Origin of the sequence: Motilimonas eburnea, from assembly GCF_021295345.1 — a bacterium.
GTDB lineage: Bacteria > Pseudomonadota > Gammaproteobacteria > Enterobacterales > CBDFNC01 > Motilimonas > Motilimonas eburnea.
On the sequence record NZ_JAIMJB010000001.1, the window covers coordinates 284,798 to 304,307 of the forward strand.

Genomic DNA, 19,510 nt, shown 5'->3' on the forward strand with positions numbered 1-19,510 from the left:
AGGGGGTGGACATTGCCTGATGTTACTGTAATGAGTTTGGTTGCTGATAGTGTAGCTAATTTATTGAAAAATGGGAGTTAGTAACTCTTCGGGAATGTTTCGTGCTCGAGCATACCGGCAAAGGTTAGTAAAAGAGATGGGACCGGTGCGGTGTTCATTGTGGGCTTCAAGTGCTGATAGAGGCAGTAATATAGCCAGTTGTTGCTGCAGTGCTCGCTCTAATACGAGTTCGATGGTGAGTATGCCCTGATATGCACCTTGACTGATGCGAGCCTTTAATTGCTGACGACACAAGCGATAAGGGCGCAAAATACGTCGTTCAAAATGCTCAGCATGCTGATCCAACTGATGCCAGATGGCTTGGGGGAGGGGGTGTTGATTTTGATCTAAATAGCGCGCCAGTAGCATTAAGTTAACGCTGCAGCCATGACTTGCTTGTCGTTTGAGTAAAGCAGGCCCATGGGTTGCATCATACAAGCGTTCGCATTGTTGCCAAAGTGGGCTAGCTGGCTTGTTCATCATGGGGATCGACTGCGGGTGATGTCATTTCCGGTGCGATATCACTGCAGCAACTGCTGCCATGCACTTGTTCTATCCAAAGGGCGAGCTCTTCTTCGGATATGGGGGGGTTACTCATTTGGGCTCCGATACCAATTTTTCTGCGTATGTTACACAGTTTTTTGCCCGATGAATAAAATAAATTTGAGTCAAACTGGTGTGATTGTTAAAGTCGGCTGCAAATTAGGACAGTTTCAACAAAGAGCAAACAAAATGATCGAAAAAAATACCGTAGTGCAGTTTTCTTATGAGCTAACCGATGCCGATGGTACTTTATTAGAAACCAGTCATGGCCAGCCTATTGCCTACCTACATGGCCAAGATAACATGCTAGCTGGCATCGAAGCGGCATTAGAAGGTAAGGCTGAAGGGGACGAAATAAAAGTAACCTTAGGGCCAAAAGAGGCTTACGGCGAGCGCCAAGCCGATGCGCAACAACGGATCCCGGTGAAGCACCTACAAGGCGCCAAAAAATGGCTGCCAGGCATGGTTGCCCAGGTGAATACCGACAATGGCCCACGCCAAGTGACGGTTGTTAAAGTCGGTAAGTTTATGATCACGGTTGATACCAATCACCCCTTTGCAGGCAAAACCTTGACCTTTGATATGAAGGTGATGGGAGTGCGTCCAGCAACAGAAGAAGAAATTGCTCATAAGCATGCCCATGGTGAAGGCGGTCATAAGCATTAATTTGCTATTTGCTTAAGGAGCTTCGGCTCCTTTTTTTCAATCTCAATCATTGGCTCTGGGCCGATGCTTAGACTCATCATTCGTTTTAATTTACACTTGGTGCAATAGCACGTATTGGAGAAAACCATGTCAACTTCCTCTTTAACTATTACTCGTCCCGATGATTGGCACGTTCACCTGCGTGATGGTGAGGCATTGGCAGACACCACCCGCGATATAAGCCGATATATGGGGCGCGCTATTATCATGCCTAATTTAGTGCCACCGGTAACCGATACGGCAGCGGCGCTTGCTTATCGCGAACGCATTATGAGCCATAATACCAGTGCGACCTTTGAGCCCCTGATGGTGTTATATCTAACGGATAACACCACGGCCGAGGAAATACGTAAGGCGAAGGCAAGTGGTAAGGTCTACGCTGCGAAGCTTTACCCAGCAGGCGCCACAACCAACTCTGATTCAGGCGTGACGAGTGTCGATAATATCGTTGAGGCGGTTGCGGCAATGGAAGAAGTAGGCATGTTATTACTGGTTCATGGTGAAGTGACTCATCACGATATTGATATCTTTGATCGTGAAGCGGTATTTATCGAGCAGGTCATGAAGCCATTGGTTGAGCGCTTTCCTAATCTAAAAATAGTGATGGAGCACATTACCACTAAGCAAGCAGCAGAATTTGTCGCCAGTGCCAGCGATAACGTCGCTGCAACGATCACCGCTCACCATTTGCTGTATAACCGTAACCATATGTTGGTCGGGGGGATCAAACCGCATTTCTATTGTCTACCTATCCTAAAACGCAATATTCACCAACAAGCCTTGTTAGAAGCGGCAACCAGTGGCAATAAAAAGTTCTTTTTGGGAACGGACTCGGCCCCCCATGCACAAGGAGCGAAAGAGTCGGCTTGTGGTTGTGCTGGCTCGTACACGGCTCACGCTGCTATTGAGCTTTATGCCGAAGCATTTGAAATGATGGATGCGCTGGAAAACCTAGAGGCATTTGCTAGCTTTAATGGTCCCGATTTTTATGGCTTACCAAGAAACCAAGATAAGATCACCTTGGTTAAAGAAGCGTGGCAAGTACCTGAAACCATGGCTTTTGGTTCTGATCAGGTGGTGCCGATTAAAGCCGGTGATACCATTTCGTGGAAAGTGGCCCCGTAACTTTTCACTTTTATGTCCTGCCCTTTGTTGAGGGCAGGCCTTGATAGACCGCTTCTTAATATCTTCCGCTGTTGTTACACCCAGGCCAAAAACACCGCGAAACTGATGGCCAATACGAGGCTGACATAACACACCACGCGATATATCAAGTGGTTTTTGTAGCTTCCCAAAGCATAAAGACTAATGAGTGAAGTAAAGATGGCACTGAGTAAATATCCCTGGCCATTTGATCTATCATTAAGCATGGCGAAAAAGGTCTCGCGACTTAGCATCTGGGATTGACTTAGGTGGGTGGTCATGTCAATCCAACCATAACAAAAAATACCGCTGGCTAGGATAAACATGATCAATACGGCTATGGGATGAGCTTTTAAGCCTGTGAATGTAAGGTCTCGCATGAGGTAATACCAACAAAAATTAATGAAGTGCTCAGGTTTAGCAGTAAAGATAATTTACTTATACTAAAATGCTAATAAGCGTGTCGTGCGCATAATAGCGAATAATCAACTTTAGAGGTAGGCATGGCGACCATTCTTGATTCCGTTGATCAGCGAACTCAACTCGTCGGTGAAAACCGGCTCGAGCTACTCATGTTTAGATTACAAAGCTCACAGTTGTTTGCCATCAATGTGTTTAAAGTAAAAGAAGTGGTGAAATTGCCACCGCTTAATTCATTACCCAATTCTCACCCTAAGGTGTGTGGGGTGGCGACACTACGTGGCCACAGCATCCCAGTGATTAACCTGCGTGAAGCCATCGGTATGAGGCCGTTGCCGATTGACGAAGAGTGCAACCTGATCGTCACCGAATATAATCGGACCGTACAGGGCTTTCTGGTGGGTAAAGTTGAAAACATCGTCAACTTAACTTGGCAGAATATCATGCCGCCGCCAAATACGGTGGGTAAGGCACACTATCTCACCGCTATAACTAAAGTCGAGCATGAAGAGCAGCAACGCTTGGTTGAGATTATCGACGTGGAAAAGGTGTTAGCTGAAATTGTGACCTACAATATCGAGATAACAAAAGGCACCTTAGATGAAGCGATCGTCAATGAGTTTGTTGGCCGTAAAGTGCTTCATGCCGATGACTCTCCCACCGCGAGACGCCAAGTTTCGGATACCTTAGAACAACTTGGTCTTAATGTTATCGGTGTTGAGAATGGCATGGAAGCGCTCAAGCTACTGAAGCAATGGTGTGATGAAGGTAAAGTGGTCAAAGATGAAATATTACTCTTGATCACCGACGCCGAAATGCCCGTGATGGACGGTTATAAATTAACCTATGAAATTCGTAACGACCCGCGAATGAGTGATTTATATATCGCTTTAAATACCTCTTTGAGTGGGAGCTTCAACAATGCCATGGTAGAAAAAGTAGGGTGTGATGCGTTTATTTCTAAATTCCAACCAGACTTACTCGTGGAGGTTGCGCAAACGCGCTTGAAGCAAGTTTTAGGTAAAGATTAGTGCCCGTTACTTTCTTATTTAGGCAAAGGCGTCAAGATTTGCTGCAAATTTAGGCGCAAACACACCGTTAATGCGACTACCTTCACTAATTGTCCCATTTGTATTCTCGACTATGGGACCAACCATCGCTATAATGCCGCGTCAAATTCTAGGTTAGCACCTATTAAAACATATCATTTTGTAAGGTAGGCCTTGCCTATCTTGACTTTTTAGCAATAAAAGGTAGTTTGCTACCTTTTGAAAGATAGATTTCGGCCAGCCAGCGCCGAACAGAATTGAGGTAATATAATGCAAGCTTCTGTAGAGACGACTCAAGGACTAGAACGCCGTCTGACTATCACCGTACCTGGTGAAAACTTTGATAAAGAATTAGACAGCCGTTTACGTCAACTAGCAAAAACACAGCGTATTGACGGTTTCCGTCCAGGTAAAGTACCCGCTAAAGTAATCAAGAAGCGTTTTGGTGCCGCTGTTTCTAACGAAGTTGCTGGCGAATTAATGCAACGTAATTTCTTTGAAGCCATTATGGCTGAAAAGCTAAACCCAGCCGGTGCGCCAGCATTCACACCTAATGAGCGTAAAGAAGGTGACGATTTCACTTTCGTTGCGACATTTGAAGTTTACCCAGAAGTAGCTCTGGGCGATTTCTCAGCATTAGAAGTTGAGAAAAAAGTGGCGTCTGTGACCGATGCAGATCTAGACAACATGTTGGTTACACTACAAAAGCAACATGCGACATGGGCAGAAGTTGATACCGCAGCTGATGATGAAAACCAAGTAACCATTGATTTCGTTGGCTCGATTGATGGCGAAGAATTTGACGGTGGTAAAGCAGAAGGCTTCAAACTTGCGATTGGCTCTGGCCGTATGATCCCAGGCTTTGAAGAAGGCGTGAAAGGTAAAAAAGCGGGTGAATCATTTGAAATCGATGTGACCTTCCCTGAAGACTACCATGCTGAAAACTTAAAAGGTAAAGCGGCTAAGTTTGCGATTACTGTCTCTAAAGTCGAAGCTCTAGAGCTTCCAGAAGTGAACGAAGAGTTCGTGAAGAAGTTTGGTGTTGCGAGCGGCGATTTAGAAGAGCTAAAAGCCGAAGTGAAGAAAAACATGGCACGTGAACTTGAGCAAACACTGAAGAACACAGTGAAAGAGCAAGTGCTTGATGCGGTTGTTAACGCGAACGAAATTGATGTACCAAAAGCCCTAGTAGCGAATGAAGTAGATGTACTACGTCAACAAGCAATGCAACGTTTTGGTGGCCAAGTTGACCCTAAAAACATGCCTGAACTACCTGCTGAGTTGTTCGAAGAGCAAGCCGTTCGTCGCGTTAAAGTAGGCCTACTACTTGGCGAAGTGATTCGTTCAAACGAGCTAAAAGTTGACGAAGCGCGTGTAGACGCTATTATCGAAAATGCAGCATCTGCTTATGAAGATCCCGCTGAAGTAGTGGCATACTACAAAGGCAACAAAGAAGCACTGCAAAACATTCAAAACGTAGCGTTAGAAGAGCAAGCGGTTGACTTCGTTCTAGAAAAAGCGAAAGTGGTGGAAAAAGAAGCAACTTTCGACGAAGTAATGAATAAAGCAGCGGCAAACGCATAATAGATTTGACATCTCGTCTAATCTAATCATTATAATGGCTCGTGTGACTGTTCACCCGAGCCATTTTTGTTTAAGGATAATCATCTATGTCGAGAGGCTTTGATAATATGTTTGATACGCCAAGTAACGCACTTGTCCCTATGGTTATAGAGCAAACAGCCAAAGGTGAGCGCTCTTTTGATATCTATTCACGTTTGCTTAAAGAGCGAGTGATTTTTCTTACGGGCCCAGTTGAAGATCACATGGCCAACTTAGTGGTTGCTCAATTGCTGTTTCTTGAATCAGAAAATCCAGACAAAGATATCTTCCTTTACATCAATTCACCAGGTGGATCAATCAGTGCGGGGATGTCAATCTATGACACCATGCAATTTATCAAACCGGATGTCAGCACCGTCTGTATGGGCATGGCTGCGAGCATGGGCGCCTTTTTATTAGCCGGCGGCGCAGCGGGTAAACGTCATGTGTTACCTAATGCTAAGGTGATGATTCACCAACCTTTAGGTGGGTTCCAAGGGCAAGCGTCTGACATTGAAATTCACGCCCAAGAGATCATTCGTATTAAGCGTAAAATGAATGAGTTATTGGCAGAGCACACAGGTCAAGAATATGATGTGATTGCTCGAGATACGGATAGAGACAACTTTATGACGGCTCAGCAAGCGGTTGACTACGGATTAGTTGACTCAATTCTGCAGCGTCGTGATTAAGCAATTATCCCATAAATGAATTAAACTGAGAGCAAGCAGTCGCTCCAACAGTAATAGCGTTCAAAGCAGGCTTTGAACAGAAATATGAAAAAGCCAAAGGTGAGGTTAACGAATGACAGATAAGCGTAAAGGTGAGGGAGATAGCGGTAAGCTGTTGTATTGTTCTTTCTGTGGCAAAAGCCAACATGAAGTTAGAAAGCTTATCGCTGGCCCTTCCGTTTATATCTGTGATGAGTGTGTTGAGCTTTGTAACGATATTATTCGTGAAGAAATCAAAGAAATCGCTCCAAAACAGGAAGGTGATCGCTTACCGACTCCCCATGAGATCAGAGCGCACTTAGATGATTATGTCATCGGCCAAGAGCATGCCAAGAAGGTGCTATCGGTGGCGGTTTATAACCACTATAAACGCCTTCGCAATGCCGATAAGGTGACCGATGGGGTGGAATTAGGTAAAAGTAACATTTTGCTTATTGGCCCTACAGGTAGTGGTAAAACATTACTTGCAGAGACATTAGCAAGATTACTTGATGTTCCTTTTACCATGGCCGATGCGACCACGCTAACTGAAGCGGGTTATGTTGGTGAAGATGTTGAAAACATCATTCAAAAGCTACTGCAAAAGTGTGACTACGATGTCGAGAAGGCCCAGCGCGGTATTGTTTATATTGATGAAATAGACAAAATATCACGTAAGTCGGACAACCCATCGATTACCCGTGACGTATCGGGTGAAGGGGTACAGCAGGCTTTGTTGAAACTGATCGAAGGCACTGTCGCCTCAGTACCGCCACAAGGTGGACGTAAGCATCCGCAGCAAGAGTTTTTACAAGTTGATACCAGTAAGATCCTATTCATCTGTGGTGGTGCTTTTGCAGGCCTAGATAAGGTCATCGAACAACGCGTTCATACCGGTACCGGAATTGGTTTTGGTGCGCAGGTCAAATCGAAAGATGATAAGGCTACCTTGTCAGAAATTTTCACCAAAACGGAGCCAGAGGATTTAGTCAAGTACGGCCTGATCCCTGAGTTTATCGGCCGTTTGCCGGTGGTTGCAACGCTCACCGAGCTTGATGCAGATGCCTTAATTCAAATTCTGAAAGAGCCAAAGAATGCGCTAACTAAGCAATATGCGGCCCTGTTTGAACTAGAAGATGTTGAACTTGAGTTTCGCGATGATGCCCTGCGTGCCATTGCTGCTAAAGCCATGGAGCGTAAAACAGGTGCACGTGGTTTGCGTTCAATCGTAGAGCAAGTGCTACTCGACACCATGTATGACTTACCTTCGGTCAATGATGTTAGCAAGGTAGTGATTGATGAAACCGTTATTAAAGGTGAATCTGATCCTATTCTTATCTATCAAAGTAATGATAACAAGGCGGCATCAGCTGACTAAACTGACGGTTAATTAGTCAGTTAAGAAGGGGCCAACGGCCCCTTTTTTACTTTTTTGCAAATTTACTTCATATGCCATTGAATATCCTGCTGTTGCCCCAATATACTCAAAAGAAGATGGCCCAGTATTCGAAAAAGAGAGGACATAATGAGTTTAGAGCGTAATGCACGCATAGAGATCCCTGTCTTACCCCTAAGGGATGTAGTGGTATATCCACATATGGTCATCCCACTTTTTGTTGGTCGCGAAAAATCCATCTCTTGTTTAGAAGCGGCCATGGATCAAGATAAACAAGTATTGTTAGTCGCTCAGCGTGATGCGTCTAAGGATGATCCTGACACCACTGATATGTTTGAAGTGGGGACCATAGCCAATATTTTGCAACTCCTTAAGCTGCCTGATGGCACGGTGAAAGTACTGGTTGAGGGTAGCCGTCGCGCCAAGCTGGAATGTTTCCTTGATAAGGAAGAGTTCTTTGTCGGTGAAGTGACTGAATTGAGCACCGACAGCATTGATGAGCGTGAAGAAGAAGTTTTAGTGCGAAGTGCCATCAGTCAATTCGAAGGTTACGTTAAGCTAAACAAGAAGATCCCACCCGAAGTCATGACCTCAGTGAGTGCGATTGATGATGCGGACCGCCTAGCTGATACCATGGCGGCGCACATGCCACTCAAGCTTGAAGATAAACAAACGGTACTGGAAATTTCACAAGTACCGGAGCGTTTAGAGTACTTGATGGCAATGATGGAATCTGAGATCGATTTGCTACAGGTTGAGAAGAAAATCCGCAGCCGTGTCAAAAAGCAAATGGAAAAAAGCCAGCGCGAGTATTACCTCAACGAGCAAATGAAGGCGATTCAAAAAGAATTGGGTGAGCTAGATGATGCCCCTGATGAGTTCGAAGCCTTAGCGAAAAAGGTCGATGAAGCGGGCATGACCGAAGAAGGTAAAGAAAAGACCTTAGCGGAATTGCAAAAGCTAAAAATGATGTCGCCCATGTCGGCAGAAGCCACAGTCGTGCGCAGCTATATTGATTGGATGATAGGCGTACCGTGGAAAAAACGCTCTAAGGTGAAAAAAGATCTCGCCAAAGCACAGGACATTCTCGATGCCGATCATTACGGGTTAGAGAAAGTCAAAGAGCGTATCTTAGAGTATTTGGCGGTGCAAAACCGTATTAATAAACTCAAGGGCCCGATCCTTTGTTTAGTTGGGCCTCCGGGCGTCGGTAAAACCTCATTGGGCCAGTCCATCGCGAAAGCTACTGGGCGCAAATACGTACGCATGGCTTTAGGTGGGGTGCGAGATGAAGCCGAAATCCGCGGTCATCGCCGTACTTATATTGGCTCTATGCCGGGTAAGTTGATTCAAAAAATGTCTAAGGTTGGCGTGAAAAATCCGCTGTTCTTGCTTGATGAAATCGACAAGATGGCATCGGATATGCGCGGCGATCCGGCGTCTGCGTTATTGGAAGTATTAGACCCTGAGCAAAATAACAGCTTTAACGATCACTATCTTGAAGTGGATTATGATCTGTCTGATGTGATGTTCGTGGCTACGTCAAACTCAATGAACATTCCGGGCCCTTTACTCGACAGAATGGAAGTGATTCGTTTATCGGGATACACCGAAGATGAAAAACTCAATATTGCTAAGCAACACTTACTTGATAAGCAAATTAAGCGAAATGGCTTAAAATCAGGTGAAATAGTAGTCGAAGACTCAGCCATCATAGGTATTATTCGTTACTATACCCGTGAAGCTGGCGTGCGTAGCTTGGAGCGGGAAATTTCCAAATTATGCCGCAAAGCAGTTAAAAAGATATTGCTGAACAAAGATATCAAGTCGGTGACCATCAATATGGAAAACCTCAAGGAATACCTAGGTGTGCAAAAATGCGACTATGGTAAAGCGGAGGAGCATAATCAAATCGGCCAAGTCACAGGTCTGGCTTGGACCGAAGTTGGCGGCGATTTACTCACCATTGAAACATCTGCGGTGCCTGGCAAGGGTAAGTTGACCCATACCGGTTCCCTAGGTGATGTGATGCAAGAATCGATTCAAGCTGCGATGACGGTGGTGCGCTCGCGCGCTGAAAAGTTACGGATTAATGCCGACTTTTACGAAAAACGCGACATTCATGTGCATGTGCCCGAAGGGGCTACGCCAAAGGATGGCCCGAGTGCAGGTATTGCCATGTGTACTGCTTTAGTTTCGTCTTTAACAGGTAACCCAGTCAAAGCCAATGTGGCGATGACAGGTGAAATTACACTACGTGGTGAAGTTCTGCCAATCGGTGGTTTAAAAGAAAAACTATTAGCGGCACTACGAGGCGGTATTAAAACCGTATTAATCCCACACGAAAACGTGCGTGATCTAGAAGAAATTCCAGAGAATGTGACGCGTGAACTCGAAATTATACCGGTGCGTTGGATTGATGAGGTCCTTGCCGTTGCACTGCAAGAGCACCCAGAAAAATTTCAAGTAGTGAGTTAAGGTAAATGGGGTCGAAAAAACTTGATGATCCGCAAAGTTAGCGGGTTTCAGGGGCAAATTTGCTTGCCAGCCACCCTCGGCTGGCAGTAGATTTAACCAGATTGATATTTTGCTTTACCGATTCTGATGATGGGCCAAGTGTCAAATTCTCAATATTGATGGGGTTAGGAAAGACTAACTGAGTTAGTTACCCCAGATTAAGTATAAGAACTATAGGGGACAAAATAGTGAATAAAGCTCAACTTATCGACAAAGTAGCTGATGGTGCAGATCTTTCTAAAGCCGCAGCGGGACGCGCGTTAGATGCATTCGTAGATGCAGTTACCGAAAGCCTGAAGTCGGGTGATCAGGTTGCACTGATCGGTTTTGGTACTTTTGCCGTTAAAGAGCGTAGTGCTCGCACCGGTCGTAATCCACAAACTGGCGCAACAATTGAAATTGCTGCTGCTAACGTACCTGGCTTTAAAGCAGGTAAAGCGCTTAAAGACGCTTGTAACTAATCAAAGAGTTTGCAGACCCTCAGGCTGAAACTTGATACACTTGGGCATCAGTGCTCAAGAGCAGATACTCTGGCGCATCTTTGACTGATGCGCTTTTTTTATTTAGGTTTTGTCCAGGGAATTAAGAGAGAAGTACAGCATGTTGGATAAATTTCGCGAAGGTGCGCAAGGCCCCGCGGCAAAGATTATTTTAGGGGTAGTTATACTGTCATTTGCGCTAGCGGGTGTCGGGGGTTACCTTGGCTCTAGTACAGATGAGCCTGCTGCCGTTGTTAACGGTGAAGACATAACACGCCAAGAATTAGAAAATGCCTATCAACAAGAGAGAAATCGAGTTGAGCAGCAATATGGTGAATCATTTGCAGCCATCGCTGCAGATCCTTCTTTTGCTCAACAGTTGCGTAGTAATGCATTACAAAAGCTAGTGACCGAACGCTTGACGGACCAAGCTATCGATGAGCTAGGCTTGCGCGTAAGTGATGAGCAAATCAAAGATTCGATCCGCTCGATGACTGAATTCCAACGTGATGGGAAATTTGATAACGACACCTATCTCGCAGTGCTTCGTCAATCGGGTATCCAAGCGGAACAGTTTCCAGAAATGTTGCGTCAAGACATGACGCGTCGCCAGCTGTTACAAGCTTACTTAACCAGTGAGATCAGCTTGCCGAGTGAAGCGCAGCAAATATATCGTTTGCAAGCGCAACAACGCGAAGTTCGCCAGCTTAACCTTGCGGTATCGCCTTTCCTTGACAAGGTGAGCGTCACAGAGCAAGAGCTTGAGGATTACTATCAAGAAAACAAAGCCGGCTTACAGCATCCAGAGCAAGTTAATTTAGAATATGTGCTCCTTGATGCAGCCGCCATTAGTGAAGGCATTAGCCTAGAAGAAGGTGCTGTTGCAGCCTACTACGAAGCGAACCAAGCTAATTATAAAGCCGCTGAAAAACGCCGTGTGGCTCATATCTTGGTGGATATTAACCAAGACAATGCTGAGCAAGAAGCTCAGTCGCTATTAGAGAAAGTACAAGCCGGTGAAGACTTCGCTGAATTAGCGAAAAACTTCTCTAGCGATACCTTCAGTGGTGAAAACGGTGGTGAGCTAGATTGGTTCGAAAAAGGGGTCATGGATCCTGACTTTGAAGCCGCTGCTTTTGCTCTTGAGCAAGTAGGTGACACCTCAGCAGTGGTAAAAAGTGAGTTTGGTTATCACATCATTAAATTACTTGAAGTTGAAGCCGATCAAGCTGCTCCTTTAGCTGAAGTTGAAGATAAGATTGCCGCGACGTTAAAACATGACCAAGCAATGGAAGTGTTCTATGACAAACTGCAAAAGCTCAGTGAAATGGCGTTTGAAGTGCCAGACACCTTAACTGAAGCCGCGGATGCTGCTGGTTTAGAAGTAAAACAAACAGGTTTATTCAGCCGTGCTAACGCGCAAGGTGAATTTGCCGAAGAAGCGTTATTGGCTCAGGCATTCAGTGAGCAACTGCGTGAAGAGCAGCTTAACTCTGAGGTGATAGAGCTTACGCCTGAGAAAGTTGCCGTTATCCGTGTAACGGATTACAAACCACAGCAGGTGAAAGCCCTAGACGAGGTGAAATCGGAACTTGAGCTGGCTTTACGACGTGACAAGGCAATGGCTGCGGCCAATGAATACGCCGATGAGTTACTGGCTAAGCTAGTACAAGGCGTTGACGTTACTGAAGAATTAGATGAGGCACAGCTGAGCTTTACCGAGCTAGCAACCGTAAGTCGTATGGACCCTGGTGCCAGCCCAGAAGTCGCTCGAACCGTATTCACTATGGTTAAACCAAAAGCTGACGAAGTGGTGCGCACTAAGGTGGCCCTGATGAATGGTGATGTGGCCATTGTTGAGCTACATAACGTGATTGAAGTTGCTGATGATACTTCACCTAGCGAAACAGAAGTGAATCAACTTAGCCAGTTTATTCAAAATACGCAGGCAGATACCTCATATCAAGCCTTGCTTAAACTGCTGCAAGCAAGAGCCGAGATCAGCTATCCAAAGGCTGATTAGCAAAGCTTGAAATCGTGCTAAGCAGATATATTATTAAGGGTAGCCTAGCTACCCTTTTTCATTGAGGTGATATTTTGCTGAAAACCATCCTTATTTGTATTATTTCTTTGGCGGTTATCTTGTTAGGGTCAGCGGCTTTTGTGGCTTATTATGACTTTAGCGGTGAGCCACAAGTGGTTGATACCCAGATTTACGGTAAGTGGAGAAGTGAAGGTAAACCCTATGGTGATTATGAGTACTTCGAATTCACACCTGAGGGCTATCAATTTGAAAGCCGGTTTCACCCTGCTAGCTATGAAATTGATGGCAAAATGGTCACCATCAGTAAGCGTGGTGAAACCTTGACGTTTAAAGTGATTAACGACAGCTTGATTGAACGTGAAGTGCCCAGGTTAAAGCGTATTCGTTATACCCGTGTTGAATAGCTCGCTTATTTTCTAAACTTAACCTGTTGGTTCATCAGTAGTCTTTGAGTGATGGTATGCTGAGGATCATCCAACACGGCTGCGGTTTCACCTGCTTCGACGATTTGTCCTTCGTGCATCACGATAATGTTATCACTGATATGACGCACTATGCCTAAATTATGAGCCACCATTATAAAACTGATTTTTTGCTGGCGTTGCACATCTAAGATCAAGTTAATGATCTGCGATCGCACCGAGACGTCCAAAGTAGCCAATACCTCGTCGGCAACAATGATTTTAGGTTTTAAGATCAAGGCTCTGGCGAGGGCTACCCGTTGCTTTTGACCGCCAGAGAGCATGCGAGGATAAAACTGGGCATGCTCAGGTAACAACCCCACTAGGCGCAGCGCGTCACTGACACGTTCATCCATTTCTTGCTCGGACAGTTCGGTATTGAGCAGCAAGGGCGAGCGTAAAATTCGGCCCACTTGAGAGCGCGGATTCAAAGACGTGCTTGGATCTTGAAATATCATGCGAATTTGTCGACAGCGCTGCTGATGATCTTTGTTCGCAATATTAACGCCATCGATACAAATACTGCCTGAGCTGGGCGCAATCACACCCGTGAGGGCTTTCGCTAAACTGCTTTTACCCGAGCCACTTTCACCTATGATGGCCAAGGTTTTACCTTGCTCTAGTTCAAAGCTGACAGACGAAAATGCGGTGATATGTTTACGCGAAAAAAGACCATGATGCTGGACATAGCTTTTACTTAGCTTATTTACACTCAATACTATCATGGTTACTTGTCTTCCGTGACCTCAAGAGGAAAGTGGCAGTTAAACATATGCCCTTTTATCCGTGTTGAATGCGGCTTTTTGACACAGGCTTTTTGTGCGTTGGGGCACCTGGGGCCAAGTCGACAACCAATGGGTAGGTGCACTAATGGCGGGATACTACCGGGTAAGGCATACAAATGGCTTTTATGCGCTAGGTTACTTTCAAAGTCGGGTATGGCTTGTAAAAGGGCATTGGTATAAGGATGTCGTGGATGATTCACGACTTGGTCTCGCGTACCGGATTCAACGGTTTGACCACAATACATAACGGTTAGGGAGTCCGATAAATTTGCCACACTTTCAATGTCATGGCTAATAAACAAAATACTGGTATTGTTGACCTTATTAAGTTTATGGAGCAGCTTTAAAATTTGAATTTGAGTGGTTGACTCCATTGCGGTGGTGGGCTCGTCAGCAATCAACAAACGCGGATTTTTTGCAATGGCCATGGCTATCATGATTTTCTGGCAGATCCCTTCAGAAAGCTCATGGGGGTAGCTGCGTAACACGCTTAAAGGATCTTTAATGCCCACTTTATGCAACAAGGTCACAGCGCGTTTCTTGCGCCATTGGAAACGCTGCCAAAAACCGCCTTCAAAGGTGCGAGAAGGAATGGCTTCTTCAATTTGTTCCGCAATTTCTTGGCTAGGATCTAAATGACTGCTCGGCTCTTGAAAAATCATGGCAATATCATTAGCCATAACCTTACGACGTTCGCTGGGGGTGAGATTGAGAAGATCGATGTCTCCTAAACGCATGCGATCGGCTTGCACAATCCAGCCGTCTTTCTTGATCCCTAAAATGGCTTTCGCCACTAAGCTTTTTCCCGATCCTGATTCCCCCACGAGCCCTTGGATTTCTCCTTCGACCATGGTGAGGTTAACACGCTCGACCACTTTAATCCGGCCTTGGGATGTATCTAATTCAATCGTGAGGTTTCGAATATCCAATATAGCCATTAATCCATCCCCTTAATAATGGCCTGACGCAGCCCTTCGCCGACGATATTGATGATTAAGATGGTGGCTAAAATAGTCAGTCCAGGCAAGGTCACCGTCCAAGGGGCGAGGAAGACTAGCTCCATGGTGTCTGACAACATGGTTCCCCATTCAGGCAAAGGCCGCTGTGCGCCTAAACCTAAAAAACCTAAGGCGGTAATATCTAGGATTGCGGAGGTCATCGCGCGTGTGGTTTGACTGACAAAGGTTTCCACTATGTTAGGTAAGATGCCGTATCTTAGTATTCTTAACGGGGTAGCGCCATCTAAGCGTAATGCGATGATGTACTCTTTGTTCAATTCATCATGCACAGCACGATAAACTGCCCGGGTAAATAATGGCAGCAAGGCCAAAAAGACGGCAAGCAGGGTATTGAAATAGCCCGGACCTAGCACCGAAATGATAATAATGGCCAGTAGCAATGAGGGGATTGACAGTAAGGTATCCAAAAAGTGATGCAAGATACTGGCCTGCATACCTCGGCTCATGCCACCTATGATGCCAATCGCGGAGCCAATCAGCATGGCTAAGATAACGGTGATAAACGCCCCGCCAAACGTCAGTTGCGCACCATAAATAAGCTGAGAGAGGAGATCTCTGCCTAAATCATCGGTGCCAAAGAAAAAGTGAACCTCGCCTTGTTCAAACCAAGAAGGAGGGTTAAGCAGTGCTCCTACGTCTTGATGGTCAAGTGGGTATGGGGCGATCCAAGGGCCGATGAGGGCTAACACACCAATGAATATCAGCGCCCACAAGGCTATCATGCCAATGGTGTTTTGCTGGTAAATATACCAACTATGGGCAAGGGGAGAACGAATCGTCTCTTCCCTGAAGACGTCATGATTTGCCATAGAGCTCATCCCTTTTAAGTGGATTGATTAGCAAATGCAGCATATCGGTTGCCATGTTAGCCAAGAGTACAAAAGCCGCGATAAACAGCATCCCCCCTTGAATGGCACTGTGATCCTCTAAATAAATGTTATTGACCATCCAAGGGCCAATCCCCGGCCATGAAAACACGGTTTCAGTGATCATCGCGGTGGTTAATACTCGGCCAAATTGTAATCCCAAACTGGGGATCACAGCGGGTAGGGCATTGCGTAAACCATGTCGTTTGATGATTTGGAAGGTATTGAGGCCTTTCGCTTGGGCTGCTTTGATGTAGTTTTTGTCCATTTCTTCTCCAATGGACGCGCGCACTTGTCGAATAACTTCTGTTGTGGGTAAGGCTGCCAACACGATAGTCGGCAGTGCAAGGTGCTGTAAACTATCAAAAAAAGCTTCATATTTATAAGGTTGGTTTGACAGTAAGGTATCGAGTAAATTAAAGCCTGTTACAACAGGTATTTCGTATAGTAATCCCATGCGGCCAGAAACGGGAAGCCAACCTAGATGCAAAGAAAAAAACATCATCAGCAACATAGCAAACCAAAATGTCGGTATGGATACGCCGACTAAGGTTACCGTCATAATACCGTAATCAGCGCTGCCGCCTCGGCTTAAACCCGCCAAAATACCAAACGGTACCCCCAAGATTAACGATACGATAAAGGCCATTAAACACAGCTCTAATGTGGCGGGGAATATCGTTAAAATATCCTGTAAAACCGGGTTACCTGAAGCTTGGGAAATACCAAAATCACCCGATAACATGGCCATTAAGTAGCGTTGGTAGTCGCCTAGCATGTTATCAGTATTGACAAAATCGGTGATCACTTGGCGCTGTAATAGAAAGGCAACCACACTCAGTAGAAACAGGGTAATAACCAATACATTCAAACGTTTGATGATATAAATTAGCATGGCTTAATCTCGATAGGCCTCTGAAAAATTCACGCCGCCAAACGGCGATGATTTTAAACCATGGACATCGCGTCGATACGCTTGTAACTGGAGTGAGTGAGCCAGGGGCAGTAGCGGTAAATGATTGCGTAATTTTTCCTGTATTTCTCGATAAATTCGGATCCGGGGCACCATTCTATTTTGTTTAACGGCTTGGTCGATTAACCCGTCCAGTTTCGCCGAGCACCAACGACTGGTATTGGTGTGATTCGCAATCGCGTTACAGCTATATTGAGGCCGAAAGAAGTTATCTGGATCACTGGTGACTGCGCTCCAACCACTGACAAGGGTGTCGTACTCGCCATTGACAATACTGGAGTGTAAATGGTGTGGTTCAAGTACCACTATCTTGGCATTTACCCCAATTTTTTGTAGGTCTCGTTGAATAAATTCAGCTGTTTTAAAGGAGTTAGGGTTAAAAGGCTCTGGACTAGAAGAGGTATAAATGGTTAATGATAAAGGTAACTTAATACCACTTTCTTGAAGCAGTTTGCGAGCCAGCTTTGGTGAGTAAGCATAATCATCCAAATAAGGGTTATAGGCCCAAGATGTCGGCGGTAATAGACCGTGAGAGACGACGCCCGTATTAAAATAAACTGCTTTAAGTATGGTTTTTCTGTCTATGGCCGTGGCGAGGGCTTTACGCACTTGGGCATTGTTAAAAGGAGGTTTATCGTGATTGAACGCCCAATAGGACACCTTATAGCCAGTTTCAACGTTCATGAGTAAATCAGGGTGATCACTGATCACATTCGCTTGACTGGCGGCGGGATAAGCCATGGCATCACATTCACCCGTTATCAACTTAGCTAATCTTAATGTTGGGCTAGTCGTGATATCAAACACCAGTTGAGGCATAGGCGCGCCGCCTTCCCAATAGCCCCAATGGCGTTCAAAGCGAATTAAGTTATCTGGGATAAACTGCTTAAATTGGTAAGGCCCTGTTCCTATCGGCAGTTGATCAAGTTGATTATTTTTACCGTGCTTTTGTAAATGGTGACCATATTCTGCCGACAGGATCACAGCGAACTCGGTGGCAAGGTTAGCAAGTAATGAGGTGTCGGGGCGGTGGAGTTCAAACTCTACTTTGTAGGGCCCGAGTTTTTTTACGTTTTTAATCAGCTGACTAAACTGCGTGTTGTTGAAAAAGGGGTAACTTCCACCCGAAGCACTGTGAAACGGATGAGTCGGGTGGATGATTCGACGAAAACTAAATACCACATCATCGGCATTTAATGTGCGCTTGGGAGTGAAGTAGGCGGTGCTGTGAAAAGCGACGCCCCGGCGCAGTTCAAACTGGTAACGTAAGCCGTCTCGGCTTACATGCCACTTTCTCGCTAAGCCTGAGGTTATCCCTTGGGTGTTGGGATCTAAACGTACCAAGGTATTATAAAGCTGACTCGATATATCTAAACTGTCGCCCGTTTGGCTGAGCTGGGGATTGAAGTTAGTTGGATTACCACTGGAACAATAAACTAACCCCTTATTAAGCACTTGGCTTTCTTGCATGCAACTGGCCAGCATAGGTAAGCTGAAAAGTAAGGCAAATAATCGGATCATAGACTTCATGTCAAAAGGTGACTGTAGATTGCATAATGTAACATGGCCTCAAGCTCAGCCCCAAGTCGGCACTGATTTAACGTTACGTGTTGATGGCATATTTTTTCAGTAAGCCTCTAAGTTGATGATAACTTATCCCTAAGGCCGTTGCAGCTTGGCGCTGGTTGTATTGTGCGTGTTTCATCGCTTGTGAAATTAGATCCACCTCAAACTTTTCACTTAATGCCTTAAAATCTATAGGAAAACTATGGTTTTTTTGCTCGTTTGCTAACTCGTTCGTGGCCTTTGGTTGCCAAGGAGAGGCAAAGGGATCGAAAATCAACCGTTTAACCGGGCTGTGGGGATCCGTTTGACGATAGATACTACGCTCAATCACATTTTTCAATTCACGCACATTACCCGGCCAAGGGTAATGCTGTAGCGCTTTTATTGCACTGCTGCTAAAACCTGCGAAAAAATCCCGCTTTAATTCCTGACAAATCTTGATCGCGAAGTATTCTGCTAACAGCGGAATGTCGTCGGTGCGATGTCTTAATGGTGGTAAGGTGATCACATCAAAGGCAAGGCGGTCGAGTAAATCAAAGCGAAATTTACCTTGTTTTGCGAGACTGGGGAGATCTTCGTTGGTTGCACAAATTAATCGAACATCAGCCTGTATCGCTTGCGAGCCACCGACGCGCTCAAAGGCGCCGTATTCAATGACTCTGAGCAGCTTTTCTTGTACTAGCATAGGGGCTGTGGCTAGCTCGTCTAAGAACAGGGTGCCCGTGTCGGCACGTTCAAAGCGGCCTTGATGACGTTTGGCGGCGCCCGTAAAAGCGCCGCTTTCATGGCCAAATAACTCCGAATCAAGGAGGTTATCGTTTAGTGCTGCGCAGTTAAGTGACACGTAGGGCTTATCCCAGCGCGTTGATAGGTAATGCAGACGAGCCGCAATTAACTCTTTACCCGTTCCTCGTTCACCGACCACTAATACAGGCTTATCGAGTTTGGCGACTTGTGAGACTTGTTCAAGTACTTGACCAAAGGCACTTGACTCACCGATCAAATTTTCCGCTTTCATAGTTTGTGGTTAAAATGACTAATAATTAGTTAAATATACTAAGTTAAATCTCGGTGCGCCAGTGGAATGTCAATGGATTCTAATTGTTTTCAATAATTATCATGTACTTAAATAAATTGTCAAAGGTTGGCACACCCATTGCAATGACAGTATCAGTGGCTTAACAGGATAACCT

General features: G+C 45.4%; 19 protein-coding genes. 10 read left to right on the top strand and 9 right to left on the bottom strand.

The window, feature by feature from the left end; all coding sequences use genetic code 11:
- Nucleotides 1–60 precede the first annotated feature (60 nt).
- Together K6Y21_RS01365 and K6Y21_RS21240 are read right to left on the bottom strand one after the other, a co-directional pair.
- The gene (locus tag K6Y21_RS01365; protein WP_233069813.1) at nt 61–522 is read right to left on the bottom strand and encodes a TIGR02444 family protein; all 462 of its coding nucleotides are present in this window, start codon (nt 520–522) and stop codon (nt 61–63) included.
- Complete coding sequence (locus tag K6Y21_RS21240; RefSeq protein WP_285229706.1) at nt 503–637, bottom strand: hypothetical protein; 135 nt, start codon at nt 635–637, stop codon at nt 503–505. The genes K6Y21_RS01365 and K6Y21_RS21240 overlap by 20 nt, the downstream gene beginning before the upstream one ends.
- Nucleotides 638–771: 134 nt before the next feature.
- Here K6Y21_RS21240 and K6Y21_RS01370 point away from each other — a divergent pair, with 134 nt between their 5' ends.
- A complete protein-coding gene (locus K6Y21_RS01370) occupies nt 772–1,248 on the top strand; it encodes an FKBP-type peptidyl-prolyl cis-trans isomerase (protein ID WP_233069814.1) in 477 nt (158 codons plus the stop codon).
- 126 nt (nt 1,249–1,374) lie between these two features.
- Nucleotides 1,375–2,412 carry a dihydroorotase gene (gene pyrC, locus K6Y21_RS01375; RefSeq protein ID WP_233069822.1) on the top strand — a complete coding sequence of 346 codons (1,038 nt, stop codon included), beginning with the start codon at nt 1,375–1,377 and terminating at the stop codon, nt 2,410–2,412.
- Nucleotides 2,413–2,486: 74 nt separating this feature from the next.
- On the opposite strand, the gene K6Y21_RS01380 is transcribed toward pyrC, so the two are convergent.
- Nucleotides 2,487–2,810 carry a hypothetical protein gene (locus K6Y21_RS01380; RefSeq protein ID WP_233069828.1) on the bottom strand — a complete coding sequence of 108 codons (324 nt, stop codon included), beginning with the start codon at nt 2,808–2,810 and terminating at the stop codon, nt 2,487–2,489.
- A 123-nt stretch (nt 2,811–2,933) separates the two neighbouring features.
- On the opposite strand from K6Y21_RS01380, the gene K6Y21_RS01385 reads away from it, so the two are divergent.
- The 8 genes from K6Y21_RS01385 to K6Y21_RS01420 all read left to right on the top strand — a co-directional run bounded on the left by K6Y21_RS01385 (nt 2,934) and on the right by K6Y21_RS01420 (nt 13,051).
- Nucleotides 2,934–3,881, top strand: a complete 948-nt coding sequence (locus tag K6Y21_RS01385) for a chemotaxis protein CheV (RefSeq protein ID WP_233069830.1) — start codon at nt 2,934–2,936, stop codon at nt 3,879–3,881.
- Between the two features lie 288 nt (nt 3,882–4,169).
- The gene (gene tig / locus K6Y21_RS01390) at nt 4,170–5,483 is read left to right on the top strand and encodes a trigger factor (protein WP_233069832.1); all 1,314 of its coding nucleotides are present in this window, start codon (nt 4,170–4,172) and stop codon (nt 5,481–5,483) included.
- 86 nt (nt 5,484–5,569) lie between these two features.
- Nucleotides 5,570–6,193: an ATP-dependent Clp endopeptidase proteolytic subunit ClpP gene (gene clpP, locus K6Y21_RS01395; protein WP_285229707.1), complete on the top strand. Its 624-nt coding sequence runs from the start codon at nt 5,570–5,572 to the stop codon at nt 6,191–6,193.
- A 112-nt stretch (nt 6,194–6,305) separates the two neighbouring features.
- Nucleotides 6,306–7,589 (top strand): ATP-dependent protease ATP-binding subunit ClpX, encoded by a 1,284-nt coding sequence (gene clpX / locus K6Y21_RS01400; protein ID WP_233069841.1) that lies wholly within the window; start codon nt 6,306–6,308, stop codon nt 7,587–7,589.
- 147 nt (nt 7,590–7,736) lie between these two features.
- Complete coding sequence (gene lon, locus K6Y21_RS01405) at nt 7,737–10,085, top strand: endopeptidase La (protein WP_233069842.1); 2,349 nt, start codon at nt 7,737–7,739, stop codon at nt 10,083–10,085.
- Between the two features lie 224 nt (nt 10,086–10,309).
- A complete protein-coding gene (locus tag K6Y21_RS01410; RefSeq protein WP_490356155.1) occupies nt 10,310–10,585 on the top strand; it encodes an HU family DNA-binding protein in 276 nt (91 codons plus the stop codon).
- A gap of 139 nt (nt 10,586–10,724) precedes the next feature.
- Nucleotides 10,725–12,626, top strand: coding sequence for a peptidylprolyl isomerase (gene ppiD / locus K6Y21_RS01415; protein WP_233069844.1), 1,902 nt, complete (start codon nt 10,725–10,727; stop codon nt 12,624–12,626).
- 74 nt (nt 12,627–12,700) lie between these two features.
- The gene (locus K6Y21_RS01420) at nt 12,701–13,051 is read left to right on the top strand and encodes a DUF2850 domain-containing protein (protein ID WP_233069850.1); all 351 of its coding nucleotides are present in this window, start codon (nt 12,701–12,703) and stop codon (nt 13,049–13,051) included.
- A gap of 5 nt (nt 13,052–13,056) precedes the next feature.
- Here K6Y21_RS01420 and K6Y21_RS01425 read toward each other — a convergent pair whose 3' ends face one another.
- The 6 genes from K6Y21_RS01425 to pspF all read right to left on the bottom strand — a co-directional run bounded on the left by K6Y21_RS01425 (nt 13,057) and on the right by pspF (nt 19,335).
- Entirely contained in the window at nt 13,057–13,833 is a 777-nt protein-coding gene (locus K6Y21_RS01425) for an ATP-binding cassette domain-containing protein (RefSeq protein ID WP_233069854.1), read from the bottom strand.
- 2 nt (nt 13,834–13,835) lie between these two features.
- Complete coding sequence (locus tag K6Y21_RS01430; RefSeq protein ID WP_233069856.1) at nt 13,836–14,831, bottom strand: peptide ABC transporter ATP-binding protein; 996 nt, start codon at nt 14,829–14,831, stop codon at nt 13,836–13,838.
- Nucleotides 14,831–15,721, bottom strand: a complete 891-nt coding sequence (locus K6Y21_RS01435) for an ABC transporter permease subunit (protein ID WP_233069857.1) — start codon at nt 15,719–15,721, stop codon at nt 14,831–14,833. Before K6Y21_RS01435 ends, K6Y21_RS01430 begins: the two co-directional genes overlap by 1 nt.
- Nucleotides 15,708–16,673, bottom strand: a complete 966-nt coding sequence (locus tag K6Y21_RS01440; protein WP_233069859.1) for an ABC transporter permease — start codon at nt 16,671–16,673, stop codon at nt 15,708–15,710. Before K6Y21_RS01440 ends, K6Y21_RS01435 begins: the two co-directional genes overlap by 14 nt.
- Nucleotides 16,674–16,676: 3 nt before the next feature.
- Nucleotides 16,677–18,272, bottom strand: coding sequence for an ABC transporter substrate-binding protein (locus K6Y21_RS01445; RefSeq protein ID WP_233069863.1), 1,596 nt, complete (start codon nt 18,270–18,272; stop codon nt 16,677–16,679).
- A gap of 82 nt (nt 18,273–18,354) precedes the next feature.
- Entirely contained in the window at nt 18,355–19,335 is a 981-nt protein-coding gene (pspF, locus tag K6Y21_RS01450) for a phage shock protein operon transcriptional activator (protein WP_233069865.1), read from the bottom strand.
- Nucleotides 19,336–19,510: the final 175 nt, after the last annotated feature.